Below are 21,054 nucleotides of genomic sequence, written 5' to 3' on the forward strand. Positions count from 1 at the left end.
GGCTGATGTTTTTGCCAAGGCCCGGTACAATCCGGGCCTTGTTGTTTCCCAAAGCTTATAGACAGGATCACCATGCCGGCTTCATTCGTTCACCTGCGCCTGCACACTGAATACTCCCTGGTCGATGGCCTGGTGCGGATCAAACCGCTGATCAAAACCCTCGCCGGCATGAACATGCCTGCCGTGGCGGTGACCGATCAGAACAACATGTGCTCCCTCGTCAAATTTTATAAAGCGGCAATGGGCGGCGGGATCAAGCCGATTTGCGGCGCTGACCTGTGGCTGTCGAACAAAGACCCGGACAACCCGTTGAGCCGTATCAGCCTGTTGGCGATGAATGCCGTGGGTTATCGCAACCTGACAGAGCTGATTTCGCGTGGCTTTATCGACGGCCAGCGCAACGGTCAGGTGATTATCGAGCGCGAGTGGGTGGCGCAAGCCGCTGAAGGTTTGATCATGCTCTCGGCGGCCAAAGAGGGTGAAATCGGCCTTGCCCTGATCAGTGGTAACGTCGAAGAAGCGCAGGTACTGGCCCGTGAATGGATGGCGGTGTTCCCGGATCGTTTTTACCTGGAAGTACAGCGCACCAAGCGTCCCAATGACGAAGAGCATCTGCATGCGGCTGTGGCGCTGGCCGACGCAATCGGCGCGCCATTGGTGGCCACCAACGATGTGCGCTTCCTCAAGCAGCAGGATTTCGAAGCCCACGAGACTCGCGTGTGCATTGGCGAAGGTCGAGCCCTTGATGACCCGCGGCGCTCCAAAAACTACAGCGATCAGCAGTACCTCAAAAGCGCCGAGGAAATGGCCGAGCTGTTCAGTGACTTGCCCGAGGCGCTGGAGAACTCGGTCGAAATCGCCAAGCGCTGCAACATTGAGGTGAAGCTGGGGACTCACTTCCTGCCCAACTTCCCGATTCCCGATGGCATGACCATCGATGAGTATTTCCGCAAAGTGTCGTTTGATGGCCTGGAGGAGCGTCTCAACGTCCTGCTTCCCAAAGACACCACCGAGGATTACGACGCCAAGCGTCAGGTGTACGTAGATCGACTGAATTTCGAGCTGGATATCATCATCCAGATGGGATTTCCCGGTTACTTCCTGATCGTAATGGACTTTATCCAGTGGGCTAAAAGCAACGGCGTACCGGTGGGGCCGGGCCGGGGATCGGGTGCCGGATCGCTGGTGGCTTATGTGCAGAAGATTACTGACCTTGATCCGCTGGAATACGACCTGCTGTTCGAGCGATTCCTTAACCCGGAACGGGTATCGATGCCCGACTTCGACGTCGACTTCTGTATGGATGGTCGCGACCGGGTCATTGAATATGTGGCCGAGAAGTACGGTCGCAACGCGGTAAGCCAGATCATCACCTTTGGTTCGATGGCGGCGAAGGCGGTAATCCGCGACGTGGCGCGGGTTCAAGGCAAGTCTTATGGCTTGGCGGATCGTCTGTCGAAGATGATTCCGTTTGAAGTCGGCATGACCCTCGAAAAAGCATACGAGCAGGAAGAGATCCTGCGCGACTTTATCAAGGTCGATGAAGAAGCCGCCGAAATCTGGGAAATGGCGCGCAAGCTTGAGGGCGTTGTGCGTAACGTGGGTAAGCACGCCGGTGGTGTGGTTATTGCGCCGACCAAACTCACTGACTTTTCGCCGATTTACTGCGACGAAGAGGGCGGCGGTCTGGTGACCCAGTTTGACAAGGATGACGTTGAGTCGGCAGGACTGGTGAAGTTCGACTTCCTGGGGCTGCGGACCCTGACCGTTATCGACTGGGCACTGAAAACCATCAACCGCGATCGTGCCAAGGTCAATGAAGCGCCGCTGGACATCGCCTTCATTCCGCTGGACGACAAACCGACTTATCAGTTGCTGCAAAAGGCTGAGACCACTGCGGTGTTCCAGCTTGAGTCGCGCGGCATGAAAGAGCTGATCAAAAAGCTCAAGCCCGACTGCCTGGAAGACTTGATCGCCCTGGTGGCCCTGTTCCGTCCTGGGCCTCTGCAATCAGGCATGGTTGACGACTTCATCAATCGTAAGCATGGCCGCGCCGAACTGGCGTACCCGCACTCTGATTATCAGTACGAAGGGCTCAAGCCGGTATTGGCGCCGACGTACGGCATTATTCTGTATCAAGAACAGGTGATGCAGATTGCGCAGGTCATGGCCGGTTATACCCTCGGCGGCGCTGACATGCTGCGTCGAGCCATGGGTAAGAAAAAACCCGAAGAAATGGCCAAGCAGCGCGGCGGTTTCATCGAAGGGTGTGGCAACAACAATATTGATGCTGATCTGGCCGGTAACATTTTCGACCTGGTAGAGAAATTCGCCGGTTACGGCTTTAACAAATCCCACTCCGCCGCCTACGGACTGGTGTCGTACCAGACGGCTTGGCTGAAAACCCATTACCCGGCGCCGTTCATGGCCGCGGTACTGTCGGCGGATATGCACAACACCGACAAGGTTGTGACCTTGATCGAAGAAATTCGCACCATGAAGCTGCGTCTTGACGCGCCGGATGTGAATGCTTCGGAGTTCAAGTTCACCGTTAACGATGAAGGTCGCATCATTTATGGCCTGGGTGCGATCAAAGGGGTAGGTGAGGGGCCGGTTGAGGCCATTACCGAAGCGCGCAAGGACGGTCCGTTTACGGACTTGTTCGATTTCTGCGCACGTGTCGATCTTAAACGTATCAATAAGCGCACCCTGGACGGTTTGATCCGCAGCGGTGCACTGGATCGTCTGGGGCCTTACTTCCATGACGAACCCAAGGCTTATCAAGCGCACATTGACCAGAACCGTGCGGTGTTGCTCACGGCGATGGAAGAGGCGATCAAGGCGGCAGAGCAAACAGCGAGAACCCATGACAGCGGGCATGCCGATTTGTTCGGCGGGCTGTTTGTCGAGGAAGATGCGGATGTCTACGCTAACCATCGCAATGCGAAGGAGCTGACGCTCAAAGAGCGTTTGAAGGGTGAGAAAGATACGCTTGGCCTGTACCTGACCGGCCATCCGATTGACGAGTACGAAGGTGAAATTCGCCGCTTTGCGCGTCAGCGCATCATTGACCTCAAGCCTGCGCGAGATACACAGACCGTCGCCGGCATGATCATCGCGTTACGGGTGATGAAGAACAAAAAAGGCGACAAGATGGGCTTCATCACTCTCGACGATCGTTCGGGGCGGATTGAGGCGTCGCTGTTTGCCGAGGCCTTCCATTCGGCGCAATCGTTGTTGCAGACGGATGCCATGGTTGTGGTCGAAGGCGAAGTCAGCAACGACGACTTCTCCGGTGGCTTGCGTCTGCGTGTCAAGCGCGTAATGAGCATGGAGGAAGCGCGTACCAGCCTGGCTGAAAGCCTGCGTCTGAAGGTGACGCGGACTGCACTGAAAGGGGATCAACTGCGTGTGCTGGGCGATTTGTTCAAAAAGCATCGCGGGGCGTGCCCAATCACCATGGATTACACCGGCGAAGACGCCAAGGCCATGTTGCAGTTCGGTGATACCTGGCGGATTGATCCGGCAGACAGCTTGATTCAAGCCTTGCGTGACCAGTTCGGCAAAGACAACGTCTTCCTCCAATACCGTTGACGGTCAGGGGCGATTAGCGCGCCCTGACCTCGACCTGAATTTTTAATCTCGACCTGAGAGCGCCTGTCCCTTAAGGTAGGCGCGATACAGATCAACCGGCTGCCCCAGTCAGGTTGGAATCACCAGCAAATGCTGGGCTTCGAACCCGCTGGCATGCTTTGCCGCCGACCCAAGACGGATGCTTATGAACCCGAATTTTCTTGATTTCGAACAGCCGATTGCTGACCTGCAAGCCAAAATCGAAGAGTTGCGCTTGGTCGGTAATGACAATTCGCTGAACATCAGCGATGAAATCTCTCGCCTGCAAGACAAAAGCAAAACGCTGACTGAAGATATTTTCGGCAAGCTGACCAGCTGGCAAATTGCTCGTCTGGCACGTCATCCGCGTCGTCCTTACACCCTGGACTACATCGATCACATCTTCACTGAGTTCGATGAGTTGCACGGCGACCGCCACTTCTCTGATGACGCTGCCATCGTGGGCGGTATTGCGCGTCTTGATGGTCAGCCAGTCATGGTTATCGGCCACCAGAAAGGTCGTGAAGTTCGCGAGAAGGTTCGTCGCAACTTCGGTATGCCGCGCCCTGAAGGCTATCGCAAGGCCTGCCGTCTGATGGAAATGGCAGAACGCTTCAAAATGCCGATCCTGACCTTCATTGACACCCCGGGTGCTTATCCGGGTATCGACGCAGAAGAGCGCAACCAGAGCGAAGCGATTGCCTGGAACCTGCGTGTGATGGCGCGTTTGAAAACGCCGATCATCGCTACTGTTATCGGTGAAGGGGGGTCGGGTGGTGCATTGGCGATTGGCGTTTGCGATCAACTGAACATGCTTCAGTACTCGACTTACGCAGTGATCTCGCCGGAAGGTTGTGCATCGATTCTGTGGAAGACCGCCGAAAAGGCGCCGGACGCAGCAGAAGCCATGGGCATTACTGCTGAGCGCCTCAAAGGCCTGGGTATTGTTGACAAGGTGATCACTGAGCCATTGGGCGGCGCACATCGCGACCCGGCGGCGGCGTCTGCGACCATCCGCAGCGAACTGGCATCGCAGCTGGATATGTTGAAAAAGCTGGACACCGAGACCTTGCTCAAGCGTCGTTATGACCGCCTGATGAGCTACGGCCTCTGATTCACTCTTAACGAAGATCTAATGTGGGAGCTGGTTACGCCGCGATTGCATCGCTGGCGAGCCAGCTCCCACAGGATTGTGTGATGACGAACCTATCAATCCAGCTTCTTCACGCCTTAAAATCGTGGCGCAACGCCAAGGCCTGGCACGTCGCATTTTCCGGCGGGCTTGATTCGACCGTCTTGCTGCATCTTCTGGTAAAGCTGCGCCAAACCCACTCGCTTCCCGCGTTGACTGCCGTCCATGTGCATCATGGTCTACAGGCGGCCGCTGACGCGTGGCCGGCCCATTGTCAGGCGCTGTGTGATGCGCTGAGCGTGCCATTGCAGGTGTTTCGCGTGCAGGTGCAGGCGGGCGCAAGCCTTGAGCGTGCTGCGCGGGATGCGCGTTACCAGGCGTTTGTCGCGGTTACTCAGGCTCACGAGGTGCTGCTCACGGGGCAGCACCGCGACGATCAGGCCGAAACCTTGCTGTTTCGTCTGCTGCGTGGAGCAGGGGTCAGTGGTCTGGCGGGCATGCCGCGTCAGCGAGCGCTGGGGCAGGGGCATTTGTGCCGTCCCTTGCTGGACGTTTCTCGGGCCGAGCTTGAGGCGTATGCACGCGCGAATGCATTGACCTGGGTTGAAGACCCGTCCAACGCGCAGACAGGCTTTTCGCGCAACTACTTGCGCCATGAAATCTTTCCGGCGCTGACCCGGCGCTGGCCGCAAGCAACTGCCAGCATGGCGCGTAGCGCGGCGCATTGTGCCGAGGCGCAAGGATTGCTCGATGAGCTGGCGCAACAAGATCTGGCCGGGGCGAACCCAGGCGCTGAACTTTCCTGGCTTGGGCTGCCCTCTCTGGTGCTTGCTCCGATTGCCGGGCTTTCTGCGGCGCGTCAACGCAATGCCTTGCGGTATTGGCTGGCAGCCCTCAGTCAACTGCCGGACACCGATCATTGGGCGGGCTGGAATGCCCTGCGTGACGCCCGAGACGATGCGCAACCGGTCTGGAAACTGGCCGAAGGCGAGTTGCATCGTGCGGCTGGCCGTATCTGGTGGTTGTGGGGGGACTGGTTGCGTCAGCCTGTTGCGTCCTTGTTGTGGGAGCGCCCGGACTTGCCATTGCAACTGCCGGGTAATGGCCAACTGCGTTTACTGGGAGATATTCCCGATGGCCCCCTGCGCGTGAGCTATCGTCAAGGAGGCGAGGTGATGGAGGTGGCGCAGCGTGGTCATCGTGACCTCAAGCGCTTGCTTAACGAGCGGGGTGTCCCCGGTTTTATACGTGGCAGATTGCCGCTGTTGTCGTGCAATGAGCAGTTATTGGCCGTGGCAAACCTCGATGGACTGGACCGCGACCCCCGTGGGCGTTGGCAATTGCAGTGGTTGCCAACTTCGCGAGATCAAGGTTTGAGCTGAAAGGTGCTTTCCGGTAGACTACGCTCCCTTCTTGATACAACTTCTGTAGATTCACCAGAATTGCAGATGTTGCCGATTACCAAGCAGTCTTTGCTGGGCGATTTTAAAAAAATGTATGGCTTGTATCGAACCGTTGGTTTCCTTCGGTCTGTTTCAATGCAGCAGTTTTTCGAAAGGTGCACTGTGACTAATGCTGGTGATTGGGGGCTTCGGCCTTCCTTCGCTCTCCCCGGCGGCTCTGACCGCTTTAACGCAGACTTCTAGGGTTTTTCATGACGCGCTACATCTTCGTCACGGGCGGTGTTGTTTCTTCATTGGGGAAAGGCATTGCCTCGGCTTCATTGGCAGCCATCCTGGAGGCGCGGGGACTTAAGGTCACCATGCTGAAGCTGGACCCCTACATCAACGTTGATCCGGGCACCATGAGCCCGTTCCAGCACGGCGAAGTGTTCGTCACTCACGACGGCGCCGAGACCGACCTGGACTTGGGTCACTACGAGCGGTTCATCCGCACGACCATGACCCAGAACAACAATTTCACCACGGGCCGCGTTTACGAACACGTCCTGCGCAAGGAGCGCCGTGGTGATTACCTGGGTGCTACCATCCAGGTGATTCCGCACATCACCGACGAAATCAAACGTCGGATCATCAAGGGCGCCGGCGATGCCGACGTAGCGATGGTTGAGATTGGCGGCACTGTGGGTGACATTGAGTCCCAACCGTTCCTCGAGGCAATCCGTCAGTTGCGCATCGAAGTGGGCGCCAAGCGCGCCATGCTGATGCACTTGACTCTGGTTCCGTACATTGCCACTGCTGGCGAAACGAAAACCAAACCAACGCAACACTCGGTTAAAGAATTGCGCTCCATCGGCCTGCAGCCAGACGTTCTGATCTGCCGTTCCGACCACCATGTTGATGTGTCCTCGCGTCGCAAGATCGCGCTGTTCACCAACGTTGAAGAGCGTGCAGTGATTTCGCTGGAAGACGCCGACACCATCTACAAGATCCCGGGCATGCTGCACGCTCAGGGTCTGGATGATTTCGTCGTTGAACGTTTTGGCTTGCAATGCAACAGCGCCGACCTGTCCGAATGGGACAAAGTGGTCGACGCCAAGCTCAACCCGGAACACGAAGTCACTATCGCCATGGTTGGCAAGTACATGGAGCTGCTGGACGCGTACAAGTCGCTGATCGAAGCGATGAGCCACGCCGGTATCTCCAACCGTACCAAGGTCAACCTGCGTTATATCGACTCTGAAGACATCGAAAACAAAGGCACTGAACTGCTTGAAGGCGCTGATGCCATTCTGGTTCCGGGCGGCTTCGGTCTGCGCGGCGTAGAAGGCAAAATCACCGCGGTTCAATATGCTCGCGAAAACAAGGTGCCTTACCTGGGTATCTGCCTGGGTATGCAAGTGGCGGTTATCGAGTTCGCACGTAATGTGCTGGGCTGGAAAGACGCTAACTCCACCGAGTTCGATCGCAGCAGCGGCCACCCGGTTGTGGGCCTGATCACTGAGTGGGAAGACGCCACCGGTGCAGTCGAAACCCGTACCGAAACCTCGGATCTGGGCGGCACCATGCGTCTGGGTGCCCAGGATTGCCAGCTTGAAGCCGGTTCCCTGGTTCACGATTGCTATGGCAAAGACGTGATTGTTGAACGTCACCGTCATCGCTATGAAGTGAACAACAACCTGCTGCCACAACTGATTGAAGCGGGCCTGAAAGTGACCGGTCGTTCCGGTGACGGTGCGCTGGTAGAAGTGGTTGAAGCGCCGGATCATCCTTGGTTCGTTGCTTGCCAGTTCCACCCGGAGTTCACCTCGACTCCACGTGATGGTCATCCGCTGTTCACGGGTTTCGTCAAAGCGGCACTGGCGCAACACGAGAAGAAGGCATAAAGCAGGGTGGCGCAAAAGATTATCCGTGTAGGCAATATCGAAATTGCCAACGACAAGCCAATGGTCTTGTTCGCTGGCATGAACGTGTTCGAAAGCCGTGATATGGCCATGCAGGTGTGCGAAGAGTACGTGTGTGTTACCGAAAAGCTCGGTATTCCTTACGTATTCAAGGCTAGTTTCGACAAGGCCAACCGTTCATCTGTCAGCTCTTGCCGTGGCCCAGGCCTCGAAGAGGGTATGCGGATTGTCCAGGACATCAAGCAAGCCTTTGGTGTGTCGGTGATTACCGACGTCCACGAGCCTGCGCAAGCAGCCGTGGTTGCAGAAGTCTGCGACATCATTCAACTGCCGGGTTTCCTGGCTCAGCTTAAGTCGCTGGATGAGTTGGTTAAGCGTTTTCCGATAATAGAAACCGCGTAACCCTCGGTTCTCCGGTAAAGTAACGCACGATTTCTCGGGCCCTCGGGCCCGGGCCTTATCGCCCGCAAGGCTGCCCGTTATTTGACCCTTGCCGGCGGTGACAAAATTTCCCTCAGCTGCGTCGTTTTCGTCAACTTTGGAGTGTTTACAACAATGGCAAAAATCGTCGACATCAAAGGTCGTGAAGTTCTCGACTCCCGTGGCAATCCCACTGTGGAAGCCGACGTGCTTCTCGACAACGGCATCATCGGCAGTGCTTGCGCTCCGTCCGGTGCTTCCACCGGCTCGCGCGAAGCGTTGGAGCTGCGTGATGGCGACAAAAGCCGTTACCTGGGCAAAGGCGTTCTGAAAGCTGTTGCCAACATCAACGGCCCGATTCGCGATTTGCTGCTGGGTAAAGACCCGGTTGATCAAAAAGCGCTGGACCACGCGATGATCGCGTTGGACGGCACTGAAAACAAAGGTTCGCTGGGCGCTAACGCGATCCTCGCTGTGTCCCTGGCGGCAGCCAAGGCTGCGGCTCAGGACCAGGACCTGCCGCTGTACGCACACATCGCCAACCTGAATGGCACGCCGGGCGTTTACTCGATGCCTGTTCCGATGATGAACATCATCAACGGTGGCGAGCACGCTGATAACAACGTCGATATCCAGGAGTTCATGGTTCAGCCGGTAGGCGCCAAGACCTTCTCCGACGCGCTGCGCATGGGCACCGAAATCTTCCATCACCTCAAAGCTGTGCTGAAGGCTCGTGGCCTGAATACCGCCGTGGGCGACGAAGGTGGTTTCGCGCCTAACCTGGCATCCAACGAAGATGCACTGAAAGTGATCTCCGAAGCGATCGCCAACGCCGGTTACACCTTGGGTACTGACGTGACCCTGGCTCTGGACTGCGCGGCCAGCGAATTCTACGAAGACGGCAAATACAACCTGTCCGGCGAAGGCCAGGTGTTCAGCTCCGAAGGTTTCGCCGAGTACCTGAAAGGTCTGACTCAGCGTTACCCGATCATCTCTATCGAAGACGGTCTGGACGAGTCTGACTGGGATGGTTGGAAAATCCTGACCGACAAAATCGGTGAGAAAGTTCAACTGGTAGGCGACGATTTGTTCGTGACCAACACCAAGATCCTGAAAGAAGGCATCGATAAAAAGATCGCCAACTCGATCCTGATCAAGTTCAACCAGATCGGCACCCTGACCGAAACGCTGGAAGCCATTCAAATGGCCAAAGCTGCTGGTTACACCGCTGTGATCTCGCACCGCTCCGGCGAAACCGAAGACTCCACCATCGCCGATCTGGCTGTGGGCACTTCGGCTGGCCAGATCAAGACCGGCTCCCTGTGCCGTTCTGACCGCGTTTCCAAGTACAACCAATTGCTGCGTATCGAAGAGCAGTTGGGTGCGAAAGCCAAGTACAACGGTCGCAACGAGTTCCGCGGCTAAGCAGTGGTTGGTAAAAAGACCACAGATCGTGTCAGAAAATTCGCCATCGCGAGTCTTTTGACACTAATCTGATGCTTATTAAGTACAAGCCTGGTTCTTCCAGGCTTTGTACTGTTAGTTGTTTACGTTTTTCGGCATGGCTGTCTTTTCACTGGATACCTGATATTCGATGCGCAGTCCCAATTGGTTGTTCCTCATTTTGCTCTTGCTTCTGGCTGGCCTGCAGTATCGACTGTGGGTGGGGAATGGGAGTTTGGCGCAGGTAACCGACCTGACCCAGCAAATCGCTGATCAACGTGCTGAAAACGAAGTGCTGCTGGAGCGTAACCGCGTGCTCGATGCGGAAGTGCTTGAGTTGAAAAAAGGCATGGAGACCGTTGAAGAACGTGCTCGCCATGAGTTGGGCATGGTGAAAGAGGGCGAGACCCTCTACCAGTTGGCCCAATGAGCTCTACATCGGCGGCCTTCTGGGCCGTGATTCCTGCCGCGGGCGTGGGTGCCCGTATGGCCGCGGACCGTCCCAAACAGTATTTGCCGTTGGGCGGGCGCAGTATTCTTGAACACAGCCTTGGCTGTTTCCTTGATCACCCTGGCCTCAAAGGGCTGGTGGTCAGTCTGGCATTCGATGATCCCTTCTGGCCGTCCTTGCAATGTGCTGCCGACCCTCGTATTGCTCGGGTTGACGGAGGCCGCGAGCGTGCGGATTCAGTATTGAACGCCTTGTTGTACTTGCATGCGCAGGGTGCCGACGATGAGGATTGGGTGTTGGTGCACGATGCTGCACGGCCCAACCTGGCGCGTGATGATCTGGACAAGTTGCTCAGTGAATTGGTAGACGACCCGGTGGGTGGTTTGCTGGCAGTACCGGCTCGCGACACACTCAAACGCGTAGATAAAAATGGCCGGGCGGTCGAAACCGTCGATCGTAGCTCGATCTGGCAGGCTTATACGCCGCAGATGTTCCGACTGGGGGCATTGCATCGAGCTTTGGCTGACAGTCTGGTGGCTGATGCGAACATCACGGATGAATCGTCCGCCATGGAATGGGCAGGTTTGGCTCCACGCCTGATCGAAGGCCGTTCGGACAATATCAAAGTCACCCGCCCCGAAGACCTTGAGTGGCTACGGCTGCGCTGGGCCAATCGCTGAGCGCCTGTTTTTGCACACTGCATCGCGCCGAAAACTGTGCAGGGGCAAGCGTGCTCCTGCCGATTTTTGATCACACCCAATACTCCTCCCGCTTGGCCAACCCTTCCTTCAGGTAATCCACCAGCTTTCTGACTTTGGGCGACAAATGCCGTTGTTGCGGGTACAACCCCCAGACGGCGGTATTGGGCGGTTGATGCGCGTCGAGCAGCGACACCAAGGCTCCGGTCTTTAAATGTTCCAGTACGTAATAGTCCGGTAACTGACACAAGCCGACGCCTTGCAGTGCTGCGTCGAGTACCGCTTGCCCGCTATTACAGCGCCAATTGCCCTGTACCCGTTGCGAAAATTCTCGTCCATCCTGCTCCAGTTGCCAGATGTCCGAGCTGCCAATGAGGCAGTTGTGGCGGCTCAATTCCGACAAGCTGTGGGGGCGCCCGTAATGTTCCAGATAGGACGGCGACGCGCACAGGTACATGCGTCGGGGTGCCAGGCGGGTCGCAACCAGCCTTGAATCCTGGAGTCGGCCTAGCCGAATCGCCAGGTCAAGGCTTTCGTGCACCAAGTCCAAGGGGCGATTGCTCAGCTCAATGTCGACCCGCAATTGTGGGTACAAGCCCATAAAGCGCGTCACCAGCGGCACGATAAAACGTTCGCCGTAGGCCACTGCGCAGGTCATGCGCAGCATGCCTTTGGGTTCGCTGGTCAAGTCGCCGATGGCCCTCAGCGCTTCTTCGCGACCGTCTTGCAAGCGTTGGCAATGCTGCAAAAAGGTTTGTCCGGCTTCAGTCAGTGTCACCCTTCGGGTGCTGCGGTAGAACAGGCGAGTTTGCAGGCGCTCTTCAAGACGGACAACCTGACGGCTGATGTGTGAAGACGACACCCCTAGGCTTTCGGCTGCGGCCGTGAACTGACCTCGCTCGGCCACAGCCACAAATTCGTCTATACCTTCCCAGCGGTTCTCGTTCACGGTTGATTGTCCCTGCAGAGCAATAATGTTTTGCTTTTGCCTGGATTATTAATCACTCAGCGCTGATTTACACTCGGCGTCTTGTTTTTACTTTGCTGGAGACGATGCATGATCAAGTCACGTGCTGCCGTAGCATTCGAGGCCAAAAAGCCGCTGGAAATCGTAGAAGTAGACGTTGCCATGCCCAAGGCGGGCGAAGTGCTGTTGCGTGTCGTGGCTTCGGGTGTTTGCCACACCGACGCCTACACCTTGTCGGGTGCGGATCCGGAAGGCATCTTTCCATCGATTCTGGGCCATGAAGGTGGCGCAATTGTTGAGGCCATCGGCGAAGGCGTGACCTCAGTTGCCGTGGGTGACCATGTGATCCCGCTGTACACCCCGGAATGCCGTCAGTGCAAATTCTGCCTGTCGGGCAAGACCAACCTGTGTCAGGCCATTCGCTCCACTCAGGGCAAAGGCTTGATGCCTGACGGCACTACGCGCTTCTCTTACAAAGGTCAGCCAATCTTCCACTACATGGGCACTTCGACGTTCTCCGAGTACACCGTGCTTCCGGAAATTTCCGTCGCCAAGATTCAAAAGCAAGCGCCGCTGGAAAAAGTCTGCCTGCTGGGTTGCGGCGTGACCACTGGCATTGGTGCAGTGATCAACACCGCCAAGGTCAAGCCGGGCGACACTGTGGCTATCTTCGGTCTGGGCGGCATTGGCCTGTCAGCCGTGATCGGCGCCGTAAAAGCCAAGGCGGCGCGGATTATTGCCATCGACATCAACCCGGCCAAGTTTGAGATCGCCAAACAACTGGGCGCGACAGACTGCGTAAACCCGAAAGACTTTGATCGCCCGATTCAAGAAGTGATCGTCGACATGACCGACGGCGGTGTTGATTTCTCCTTCGAGTGCATCGGCAATGTGCAGTTGATGCGTGCGGCGTTGGAGTGCTGCCATAAAGGGTGGGGTGAGTCGGTGATCATCGGCGTTGCCGGTGCCGGCCAGGAAATCTCGACCCGTCCGTTCCAACTGGTTACCGGTCGCGTCTGGCGCGGTTCGGCGTTCGGTGGCGTGCGCGGTCGCACTGAGTTACCAAGCTATGTCGACATGGCGCAAACCGGCGAGATCCCGCTCGATACATTCATCACCCACACCATGGGCCTGGAAGACATCAACAAGGCATTCGACCTGATGCATGAAGGTAAAAGCATTCGTACTGTCATCCATTTCTGACGAATAGCGGCAAGACGAGATAAGCCCAAACACTGACCCTACAAAGGGTTGGCATTGGGCTTTTAACTTCAAGCCAGGAGCTGCCCTTATGCCTTTGACAAACATTTCTTGCCAGAAAAGCTTCGGTGGCTGGCACAAGCGTTATACGCATCGCTCTGAAGTGCTGGGCTGTGACATGGTATTTGCCGTGTATCTGCCGCCGCAGGCCGAGCAGGGCGCAACGCTGCCTGTGTTGTACTGGTTGTCGGGGCTGACCTGCACCGACGAAAACTTCATGCACAAGGCTGGCGCCATGAAGATGGCCGCCGAGCTGGGCCTGATTATTGTGTGCCCGGACACCAGCCCGCGCGGCGAGGGGGTGCCGGATGATCCGAATGCGGCCTGGGATTTTGGTCTGGGCGCAGGTTTTTACCTGAACGCGACCCAGCAACCCTGGGCTCAGCATTACCGCATGCACGATTACGTGGTGCAGGAGCTGCCGGCGTTGGTCGAAGCGCATTTTCCAGCGTCGCAAAAACGCGGAATCAGCGGCCATTCCATGGGCGGGCACGGTGCGCTGGTGTGTGCCTTGCGTAATCCGGGGCGCTATCAGTCGGTATCGGCCTTTGCACCGATCAGCAACCCGATGGATTGCCCTTGGGGGCAAAAAGCGTTCTCCCAATATTTGGGCGAAGAACGTGCGCGCTGGCGTGAGTGGGATGCGTGTGTGTTGATCAGTGAGGCCCGTGAAAAGCTGCCGTTGCTGGTGGACCAAGGCGACAGGGACGACTTTTTAGCCGTCCAGCTCAAGCCTGAAGCCTTGCAACAAGCGGCCAAACTGGCCGGTCACCCGCTGACCTTGCGTCTGCAACCGGGCTATGACCATAGCTATTTCTTCATCGCCAGCTTTATAGATGATCACTTGCGTCATCACGCTCGTGCACTAAGCGCCTAACAGCGGCCAAAGTAGGTAGAATCACGCCCTGACTTAATCGGGGCGTTTTTTTATGCGTATTGGCCACGGCTATGATGTGCACTGTTTTGCTGAAGGCGATTTTATAACCCTAGGCGGCGTGCGTATTGCACATAAATTCGGGCTGTTGGCCCACTCTGATGGCGATGTGCTTTTGCACGCGCTCAGCGATGCACTGCTGGGCGCGGCGGCACTGGGCGACATCGGCAAACATTTTCCGGACACCGACCCGCAATTCAAGGGCGCAGATAGCCGCGTTTTGTTGCGCCATGTCGTGGGTCTGATCCACGCCAAGGGCTGGAAAGTCGGCAATGTCGACAACACCATCATTGCTCAGGCGCCAAAAATGGCGCCGCATATCGAAACGATGCGTGCGCTGATAGCGGCGGATCTTGAGGTTGATTTGGATCAGGTAAACGTAAAAGCCACCACCACTGAAAAACTCGGTTTTGTGGGCCGCGAAGAAGGCATCGCAGTGCACGCCATTGCGTTGTTGGTTCGCGCATGAACGAGCGTGATCTGCTGGGGCCGACCGCTTACGGCGAGCCATTGGGCACCGCGGTGCTCAAGGCCACGGCCGAGGATTTTCAAGTTGACGAAGTGCTTGATATTCCGCTGTCCGGCGATGGCGAGCATCTGTGGTTGTGGGTCGAAAAGCGTGGCCTGAACACTGAAGAAGCGGCGCGGCGTATTGCCAAGGCCGCGGGTGTGCCGTTGCGTACGGTGAGTTACGCAGGCTTGAAAGACCGCCAGGCGCTGACCCGTCAATGGTTCAGTGTGCAACTGCCGGGTAAGGCTGATCCCGACCTGTCGGGTGCTGAAAACGACACGCTTAAAATTCTCAAGACATCCCGTCACAAGCGCAAATTGCAGCGCGGCGCCCACGCTGCCAACGGTTTCACGTTGCGTCTCACCCAATTGGCCGCTGACAAAGACGCGTTGCAACAGCGCCTGGAACTGATCGCCAAGCAGGGCGTGCCAAACTATTTCGGCACGCAGCGTTTTGGCTGGCAGGGCGGCAATTTGGGCGAGGCACGCGATTACGCGGCACGTAAAGCCCTGCCTGAGCAGCGCAATGTGCGTTCGCGCCTGCTATCCACCGCCCGCAGCTACCTGTTTAACCAAGTGTTGGCAGCCCGTGTGGCCGATGGCTCTTGGCAGCGTGCGCAGGTGGGCGATTTGCTGGCGTTCACCGACAGCCGCAGTTTTTTCCCGGCGGGCGAAGCTGAGTGCAGCGACCCGCGTTTGGCTATTCTTGATCTTCACCCCACTGGCCCTCAGTGGGGCGAGGGTGAGTCACCGACTACCGGTGCAACCCAGGCGCTGGAGCAGTCGATTGCCGAGCGCGAAGCTGATTTGCGCGACTGGTTGGTTCGAGCGGGAATGAGCCATGAGCGACGCATCCTGCGGCTGCCCATTGGCCGATTGACGTGGCATTATCCGCAACCAGATATTTTGCAACTGGAATTTGTACTGCCGGCCGGATGCTTCGCCACTGTTCTGGTGCGCGAACTTGTTGATCTGGTGTCTTTGGGTCAAACGGACAGCCTATGCGTATTCTGATTTCAAACGATGATGGGGTCACCGCCCCGGGGATTGCCGCGCTTTATGGCGCATTGGCCGATTACTGTGAATGCGTGGTGATTGCTCCCGAGCAAGACAAAAGTGGCGCGAGCAGCTCGCTGACGCTGGACCGTCCCCTGCATCCGCACACCCTGGCCAATGGCTTTATCAGCATCAATGGCACTCCCACCGACTGCGTACACCTTGGTCTTAACGGATTGTTGGCACAGCAGCCGAACATGGTGGTTTCAGGGATCAATCTGGGCGCCAATCTGGGCGATGACGTGCTGTATTCGGGCACGGTAGCAGCGGCGCTTGAAGGGCGTTTTCTGGAGCGCCCTTCGTTTGCTTTTTCGCTGGTGTCGCGTCAGGTCGATAACCTGCCGACCGCCGCGTATTTTGCCCGCAAGCTGGTCGAAGCCCATCCTTTGCTCGATCTGCCGCCGCGCACGGTGCTCAACGTAAATATCCCTAACTTGCCGCTGGAGAACATCCGCGGAATCCAGCTGACCCGCCTGGGGCATCGCGCGCGCGCAGCCGCCCCGGTTCGTGTTGTTGACCCGCGCGGCAAGGCCGGTTACTGGATTGCTGCGGCTGGCGATGCCGAAGACGGTGGGCCGGGCACCGATTTCCATGCGGTGATGCAAGGTTATGTGTCGATCACGCCGTTGCAACTGGATCGCACCTTCAGCGATGCGTTCAAAAGTCTTGATGGCTGGCTGGAGGGCTTGGGCTGATGGGGCGTGAGCAGGATGGCCTGATGCATCGCGGCATTGGCATGACTTCCGAACGTACTCGTGAGCGTCTGATTCAGCGCCTGCGTGAAGAGGGCATCGTTAACCAGAATGTGCTTGAAGTCATTCGTCGCACACCTCGTCACCTGTTTGTTGACGAGGCACTGGCACACCGGGCTTATGAAGACACGGCGCTGCCGATTGGCAATAACCAGACCATTTCCCAGCCTTATATGGTGGCGCGCATGAGCGAGCTGCTACTTGAGGATGGCCCACTGGACAAGGTCATGGAGATCGGCACTGGCTCGGGCTACCAGACGGCTGTGCTGTCGCAGTTGGTTGAGCGGATCTTCTCGGTCGAGCGAATCAAGGTGTTGCAAGATCGGGCCAAAGAGCGGCTGCTCGAACTCAACCTGCGCAACGTGGTCTTCCGCTGGGGAGATGGCTGGGAAGGCTGGCCAGCGCTGGCACCTTACAACGGCATTATCGTGACCGCTGTGGCCACAGATGTTCCCCAGGCATTGCTTGATCAACTGGCACCTGGCGGCCGCCTGGTGATTCCAGTCGGTGCGGGCGATGTTCAACAGTTGATGGTGATCGTGCGCGAAGATCACGGTTTTGCCCGGCGGGTGATTGGCAATGTGCGCTTTGTGCCACTGCTCAATGGGCCGCTGGCCTGAATCTTTAGATCGGCCTGGATGAATTATAAGACCGGGTACGGGTCATACAGCCCAGCGGGCAGGCCATGCCCAGCATTTGTTTGGCGTTAAACAATGCGTTTATGAGTTGGCTTTGCGAACTGTAAAGCTGCGCAGGCCAGTTATACTTGCGCCCATCGAGGGCCGTTACTGGCATTTTAATTTTTAGCCATCTTCAAAGGGAGCGGCGGGTGAGTCTCACAGTCATTACGCAGCGTATGGGCACCAAAAGCTATCAGAGACTCGCGGTCGGTCTAGCGTTAAGTGCCGCCTTGGTTTTGCTGGCAGCGTGCTCCAGCGCATCCAAAACGAGTACAAGCACCGGTAGTCGTAATGGAGTAGCGCAGCGCCCGGCAGTGACCACTGGCCAATACGTGGTACGACGTGGCGATACCTTGTTTTCAATTGCCTTTCGCTACGGTTGGGATTGGAAGGCACTGGCCGCACGCAACAAGATCGATGCACCGTTCACGATCGTTCCAGGCCAGACCATTCGTTTTGATGGCCGCGCAGGCACTGTGCCCGCTGCGGGCTCGACCACCACTGTCGTTTCGTCTTCTGCAGGCAGCAAGACCACGGTTATCAAGCGTTCTGGCGCCACAACGACCGCACCGGCAGCCCCTGCGCCGTTGCCGGACGGGCCTGCTCCCAAAGGCTGGGGATGGCCATCTGATGGCATTTTGATAGGTAAATTTTCTTCAAACGGCAGTTTGAATAAAGGTATTGATATTGCCGGAGATTTGGGACAGCCTGTTTTAGCTGCGTCTGATGGGGCCGTTGTATACGCTGGCAGTGGATTGAGGGGCTACGGCGAATTAGTCATCATCAAACATAGCGATACCTACGTCAGTGCCTATGGTCATAACCGCAGGTTGTTGGTTCGGGAGGGGCAGCAGGTCAAGGTCGGACAGACAATTGCCGAAATGGGGTCAACTGGTACAGACCGGGTGAAACTTCACTTTGAAATTCGCCGTCAAGGTAAACCTGTAGATCCACTGCAATTCCTACCACGCCGTTGATCAGTTACCAGCCTGTTCCTGATGTAGTTAAAAGGAACAGGCTCCAGCGTTGCCAAGGATAAAGGCGATGCTTGAGCTTGAGGTCGAACTCACCAAAGGACTACAGCAATGGCTCTTAGTAAAGAAGCGCCGGGGTTTGACATCGACGATGAGGTGCTCCTTATGGACTCCAGCATCGAAAGTGACTTGATGTCAGAAGAAAATGATTCAACCCCTAGCACTCGCACCAAGTCAAAAAAAGCACCTGTTTCAAAACAGCACAAGTACATTGACTACACCCGGGCGCTTGATGCGACTCAGCTGTACCTCAATGAAATTGGCTTCTCCCCGTTACTCTCCCCTGTAGAAGAAGTTCACTATGCGCGCTTGTCGCAGAGTGGAGATCCGGCCGGGCGAAAACGCATGATTGAAAGTAACTTGCGACTGGTTGTGAAAATCGCCCGACGTTACGTCAATCGTGGGCTATCGCTGCTAGACCTGATTGAAGAGGGCAACCTGGGACTGATTCGAGCTGTCGAGAAATTCGATCCGGAACGCGGCTTCCGATTCTCGACCTACGCTACCTGGTGGATTCGCCAGACGATTGAACGGGCGATCATGAATCAAACCCGCACCATTCGTTTACCGATCCACGTTGTCAAAGAACTCAACGTCTACTTGCGAGCCGCGCGCGAACTGACGCAAAAACTCGATCACGAACCTTCCCCTGAAGAAATTGCCAATCTGCTTGAAAAGCCTGTCGCAGAGGTCAAGCGTATGCTTGGGCTCAATGAACGGGTCTCCTCGGTAGACGTTTCTTTGGGCCCCGACTCAGACAAAACACTGCTTGATACCTTGACTGACGATCGCCCCACAGACCCTTGTGAGCTGCTTCAGGACGATGATTTATCGCAGAGCATTGATCAGTGGCTGTCCGAATTGACTGATAAGCAACGTGAAGTGGTGATTCGCCGTTTCGGGCTGCGGGGTCATGAAAGCAGCACACTTGAAGATGTCGGGCTGGAGATCGGCCTGACGCGGGAACGTGTACGACAGATCCAGGTTGAGGGGCTCAAGCGGCTGCGAGAGATCCTCGAACGTAATGGCCTGTCGAGTGAGTCACTGTTTCAGTAAACGCCGTTTACTGACTAAACCCCGGATTTTTTGGTCATGCTGCTCACGTGAGTGAACAACATTGCGAATTTTCGGGGTTTTTTATGCGCGGTGTAAAACCCATGACCAGAGCGGCTGGGCGTCAGATGCTGTCGATGCCGCGTGTACTCAGGCATTTTTGCGGCGTGTTCTATTAAATTTAGGCGTTGGAAATGTCATGTCACGTACGAGGTTGAGCTTTATCAGCGAGCGGTTGTAAGCCTTTACTTACGTTTTCTGTAAGCCAACCGCGTAAGGCGTGGTCAGGAATGACTTTTTCTTACTTTATTTTTTTTATAACTTATTGAAAGTTAAAGATTTAATTATTTTACGTATCACTTTCTCGTAATAAAAATCTATAACTGGTGCGGTTGCAGCAATTTTAGAATTCTCTAGTATCTTAACTGTGTCGACGGATCGACACGGCGCTCAAGGAAGAACGCTCAGGACATTGCAGGACGCAATTCATCAGGATGATGAGAAGGAACAAAAGGGATTAGGGAAAAAATGTGGGCGGGTCAAACCGCCCCTTTTTTTGCCTGAAAAAAAGTGTTTTGGCGCATGGCTTAGGCGTGGGCCCGAATGAAAAGAAAAACGCCCAAGGCATTAATGGCCTTGGGCGTTTTGCGTTACGCGTATCGGAAAATGCGCGGGGTGATCCGGTCAGGCTTACAGCGTTGGATAGTCGATGTAGCCAACCGGGCCTTTCGCATAGAAGGTTTCAGGGTGCGCCTCATTGAGCGGTGCCCCGGCCTTCAAGCGCGCTGGCAGATCAGGGTTGGCGATAAAAGGTACGCCAAACGCGACAGCATCCGCCTTGCCTTCTGCGATCCAGGCGTTGGCGGTTTCGGCCGTGAAGCGTTCGTTGACGATGTAGGGGCCGCCAAACGCTGCCTTGAGCTGTGGGCCCAGGCTGTCCGGGCCTTCAGCCTCACGCGAGCAGATAAACGCGATACCGCGTTTGCCCAGTTCGCTGGCCACATAGCCAAAGGTTTCAGCCAGGTTTTCATCGCCCATATCGTGCAAGTCGGCACGCGGAGACAAGTGCACGCCTACCCGGCCAGCGCCCCAGACTTCGATGGCGGCATCGGTGACTTCAAGCAACAGCCGTGCACGGTTTTCTACGCTGCCACCGTACTGATCGGTACGTTTGTTAGTGCTGCTTTGCAGGAACTGATCCAGCAAGTAGCCGTTGGCGCCATGAATTTCAACGCCGTCAAAGCCTGCAGCCTTGGCGTTCTCGGCACCGGTGCGATAGGCATCGACAATGTCTGCGATCTCAGCGGTTTCCAGAGCGCGCGGTACAGGGAAATCAGCTTTAGGGCGTAACAGGCTGACCTGGCCTTTGGCTGCAATGGCGCTCGGTGCCACCGGTGCTTCACCGTTCAGGTACAGCGAGTGGGAGATACGCCCAACGTGCCACAGTTGCAAAGAGATAAGGCCACCGGCGGCATGTACCGCCTTGGTGATGTTCGTCCAGCCGCGCACTTGCTCGTCGGACCAGATGCCTGGGGTGTCCGGGTAGCCGACGCCCAAAGGGGTTACCGAAGTGGCTTCGCTCAGGATCAGCCCGGCAGATGCGCGCTGAACGTAGTATTCAGCCATCAGCGCGTTTGGAACTCGGCCTTCATCGGCACGGCAGCGGGTAAGCGGCGCCATGATGATGCGGTTAGGCAGTTCGAGATCGCCCAGCTTGATCGGATCAAAAATCGTGGTCATTTATGCAG

At 56.4% G+C, this 21,054-nt stretch carries 17 protein-coding genes and 1 pseudogene; 16 read left to right on the plus strand and 2 right to left on the minus strand.

Translation table 11 applies throughout. From position 1 onward, the window contains the following. Positions 1-72: 72 nt before the first annotated feature. From dnaE to ispD, 8 genes and pseudogenes are all read left to right on the plus strand, one after another. Positions 73-3,594 (plus strand): DNA polymerase III subunit alpha, encoded by a 3,522-nt coding sequence (dnaE, locus tag ACIQYF_RS09945; RefSeq protein WP_402860270.1) that lies wholly within the window; start codon positions 73-75, stop codon positions 3,592-3,594. Positions 3,595-3,778: 184 nt separating this feature from the next. Beyond that, entirely contained in the window at positions 3,779-4,726 is a 948-nt protein-coding gene (locus ACIQYF_RS09950) for an acetyl-CoA carboxylase carboxyltransferase subunit alpha (RefSeq protein WP_402860273.1), read from the plus strand. A gap of 83 nt (positions 4,727-4,809) precedes the next feature. Next, entirely contained in the window at positions 4,810-6,126 is a 1,317-nt protein-coding gene (gene tilS / locus ACIQYF_RS09955; protein WP_402860276.1) for a tRNA lysidine(34) synthetase TilS, read from the plus strand. A 272-nt stretch (positions 6,127-6,398) separates the two neighbouring features. Then, a complete protein-coding gene (locus ACIQYF_RS09960; RefSeq protein WP_402860279.1) occupies positions 6,399-8,030 on the plus strand; it encodes a CTP synthase in 1,632 nt (543 codons plus the stop codon). Positions 8,031-8,036: 6 nt separating this feature from the next. Further along, positions 8,037-8,408: pseudogene (locus ACIQYF_RS09965) on the plus strand (3-deoxy-8-phosphooctulonate synthase); the annotation flags it as partial. Positions 8,409-8,603: 195 nt separating this feature from the next. Continuing rightward, on the plus strand, positions 8,604-9,893 hold the full coding sequence (eno, locus tag ACIQYF_RS09970; protein ID WP_402860282.1) for a phosphopyruvate hydratase: 1,290 nt from the start codon (positions 8,604-8,606) through the stop codon (positions 9,891-9,893). A 169-nt stretch (positions 9,894-10,062) separates the two neighbouring features. Beyond that, complete coding sequence (gene ftsB / locus ACIQYF_RS09975; protein ID WP_019411453.1) at positions 10,063-10,341, plus strand: cell division protein FtsB; 279 nt, start codon at positions 10,063-10,065, stop codon at positions 10,339-10,341. Continuing rightward, positions 10,338-11,042, plus strand: coding sequence for a 2-C-methyl-D-erythritol 4-phosphate cytidylyltransferase (ispD, locus tag ACIQYF_RS09980; protein ID WP_402860286.1), 705 nt, complete (start codon positions 10,338-10,340; stop codon positions 11,040-11,042). The genes ftsB and ispD overlap by 4 nt, the downstream gene beginning before the upstream one ends. 70 nt (positions 11,043-11,112) lie before the next feature. Here ispD and ACIQYF_RS09985 read toward each other — a convergent pair whose 3' ends face one another. After that, the gene (locus ACIQYF_RS09985; protein ID WP_402860289.1) at positions 11,113-12,009 is read right to left on the minus strand and encodes a LysR substrate-binding domain-containing protein; all 897 of its coding nucleotides are present in this window, start codon (positions 12,007-12,009) and stop codon (positions 11,113-11,115) included. Between the two features lie 108 nt (positions 12,010-12,117). Here ACIQYF_RS09985 and ACIQYF_RS09990 point away from each other — a divergent pair, with 108 nt between their 5' ends. The 8 genes from ACIQYF_RS09990 (at position 12,118) to rpoS (ending at position 19,309) form a co-directional block, all read left to right on the plus strand. Continuing rightward, the gene (locus ACIQYF_RS09990) at positions 12,118-13,230 is read left to right on the plus strand and encodes an S-(hydroxymethyl)glutathione dehydrogenase/class III alcohol dehydrogenase (protein ID WP_402860292.1); all 1,113 of its coding nucleotides are present in this window, start codon (positions 12,118-12,120) and stop codon (positions 13,228-13,230) included. An 88-nt stretch (positions 13,231-13,318) separates the two neighbouring features. Next, a complete protein-coding gene (gene fghA, locus ACIQYF_RS09995) occupies positions 13,319-14,164 on the plus strand; it encodes an S-formylglutathione hydrolase (protein WP_402860295.1) in 846 nt (281 codons plus the stop codon). A 52-nt stretch (positions 14,165-14,216) separates the two neighbouring features. Next, positions 14,217-14,690 (plus strand): 2-C-methyl-D-erythritol 2,4-cyclodiphosphate synthase, encoded by a 474-nt coding sequence (gene ispF, locus ACIQYF_RS10000; RefSeq protein WP_322234258.1) that lies wholly within the window; start codon positions 14,217-14,219, stop codon positions 14,688-14,690. Continuing rightward, positions 14,687-15,745, plus strand: coding sequence for a tRNA pseudouridine(13) synthase TruD (gene truD / locus ACIQYF_RS10005; protein WP_402860300.1), 1,059 nt, complete (start codon positions 14,687-14,689; stop codon positions 15,743-15,745). The genes ispF and truD overlap by 4 nt, the downstream gene beginning before the upstream one ends. After that, entirely contained in the window at positions 15,733-16,482 is a 750-nt protein-coding gene (gene surE / locus ACIQYF_RS10010) for a 5'/3'-nucleotidase SurE (protein WP_402860303.1), read from the plus strand. Before truD ends, surE begins: the two co-directional genes overlap by 13 nt. Positions 16,483-16,523: 41 nt before the next feature. Beyond that, complete coding sequence (locus ACIQYF_RS10015; RefSeq protein ID WP_402860782.1) at positions 16,524-17,159, plus strand: protein-L-isoaspartate(D-aspartate) O-methyltransferase; 636 nt, start codon at positions 16,524-16,526, stop codon at positions 17,157-17,159. Positions 17,160-17,368: 209 nt separating this feature from the next. Next, positions 17,369-18,196 carry a peptidoglycan DD-metalloendopeptidase family protein gene (locus ACIQYF_RS10020; RefSeq protein ID WP_402860306.1) on the plus strand — a complete coding sequence of 276 codons (828 nt, stop codon included), beginning with the start codon at positions 17,369-17,371 and terminating at the stop codon, positions 18,194-18,196. Positions 18,197-18,304: 108 nt separating this feature from the next. After that, positions 18,305-19,309 (plus strand): RNA polymerase sigma factor RpoS, encoded by a 1,005-nt coding sequence (gene rpoS, locus ACIQYF_RS10025; protein WP_402860309.1) that lies wholly within the window; start codon positions 18,305-18,307, stop codon positions 19,307-19,309. A 687-nt stretch (positions 19,310-19,996) separates the two neighbouring features. Here the strand turns inward: rpoS and ACIQYF_RS10030 are convergent. Further along, a complete protein-coding gene (locus tag ACIQYF_RS10030) occupies positions 19,997-21,046 on the minus strand; it encodes an alkene reductase (RefSeq protein WP_402860312.1) in 1,050 nt (349 codons plus the stop codon). Positions 21,047-21,054: the final 8 nt, after the last annotated feature.

The organism is Pseudomonas sp. NPDC096917 (assembly GCF_044762555.1).
In the GTDB taxonomy this organism is placed as follows: domain Bacteria; phylum Pseudomonadota; class Gammaproteobacteria; order Pseudomonadales; family Pseudomonadaceae; genus Aquipseudomonas.

Excerpts from the sequence above, each read along its gene's own strand:
- dnaE (WP_402860270.1), top strand. The coding sequence starts at position 73 with ATGCCGGCTTCATTCGTTCACCTGCGCCTGCACACTGAATACTCCCTG.
- ACIQYF_RS09950 (WP_402860273.1), top strand. The coding sequence starts at position 3,779 with ATGAACCCGAATTTTCTTGATTTCGAACAGCCGATTGCTGACCTGCAA.
- tilS (WP_402860276.1), top strand. The coding sequence starts at position 4,810 with ATGACGAACCTATCAATCCAGCTTCTTCACGCCTTAAAATCGTGGCGC.
- ACIQYF_RS09960 (WP_402860279.1), top strand. The coding sequence starts at position 6,399 with ATGACGCGCTACATCTTCGTCACGGGCGGTGTTGTTTCTTCATTGGGG.
- eno (WP_402860282.1), top strand. The coding sequence starts at position 8,604 with ATGGCAAAAATCGTCGACATCAAAGGTCGTGAAGTTCTCGACTCCCGT.
- ftsB (WP_019411453.1), top strand. The coding sequence starts at position 10,063 with ATGCGCAGTCCCAATTGGTTGTTCCTCATTTTGCTCTTGCTTCTGGCT.
- ispD (WP_402860286.1), top strand. The coding sequence starts at position 10,338 with ATGAGCTCTACATCGGCGGCCTTCTGGGCCGTGATTCCTGCCGCGGGC.
- ACIQYF_RS09990 (WP_402860292.1), top strand. The coding sequence starts at position 12,118 with ATGATCAAGTCACGTGCTGCCGTAGCATTCGAGGCCAAAAAGCCGCTG.
- fghA (WP_402860295.1), top strand. The coding sequence starts at position 13,319 with ATGCCTTTGACAAACATTTCTTGCCAGAAAAGCTTCGGTGGCTGGCAC.
- ispF (WP_322234258.1), top strand. The coding sequence starts at position 14,217 with ATGCGTATTGGCCACGGCTATGATGTGCACTGTTTTGCTGAAGGCGAT.
- truD (WP_402860300.1), top strand. The coding sequence starts at position 14,687 with ATGAACGAGCGTGATCTGCTGGGGCCGACCGCTTACGGCGAGCCATTG.
- surE (WP_402860303.1), top strand. The coding sequence starts at position 15,733 with ATGCGTATTCTGATTTCAAACGATGATGGGGTCACCGCCCCGGGGATT.
- ACIQYF_RS10015 (WP_402860782.1), top strand. The coding sequence starts at position 16,524 with ATGACTTCCGAACGTACTCGTGAGCGTCTGATTCAGCGCCTGCGTGAA.
- rpoS (WP_402860309.1), top strand. The coding sequence starts at position 18,305 with ATGGCTCTTAGTAAAGAAGCGCCGGGGTTTGACATCGACGATGAGGTG.
- ACIQYF_RS10030 (WP_402860312.1), bottom strand. The coding sequence starts at position 21,046 with ATGACCACGATTTTTGATCCGATCAAGCTGGGCGATCTCGAACTGCCT.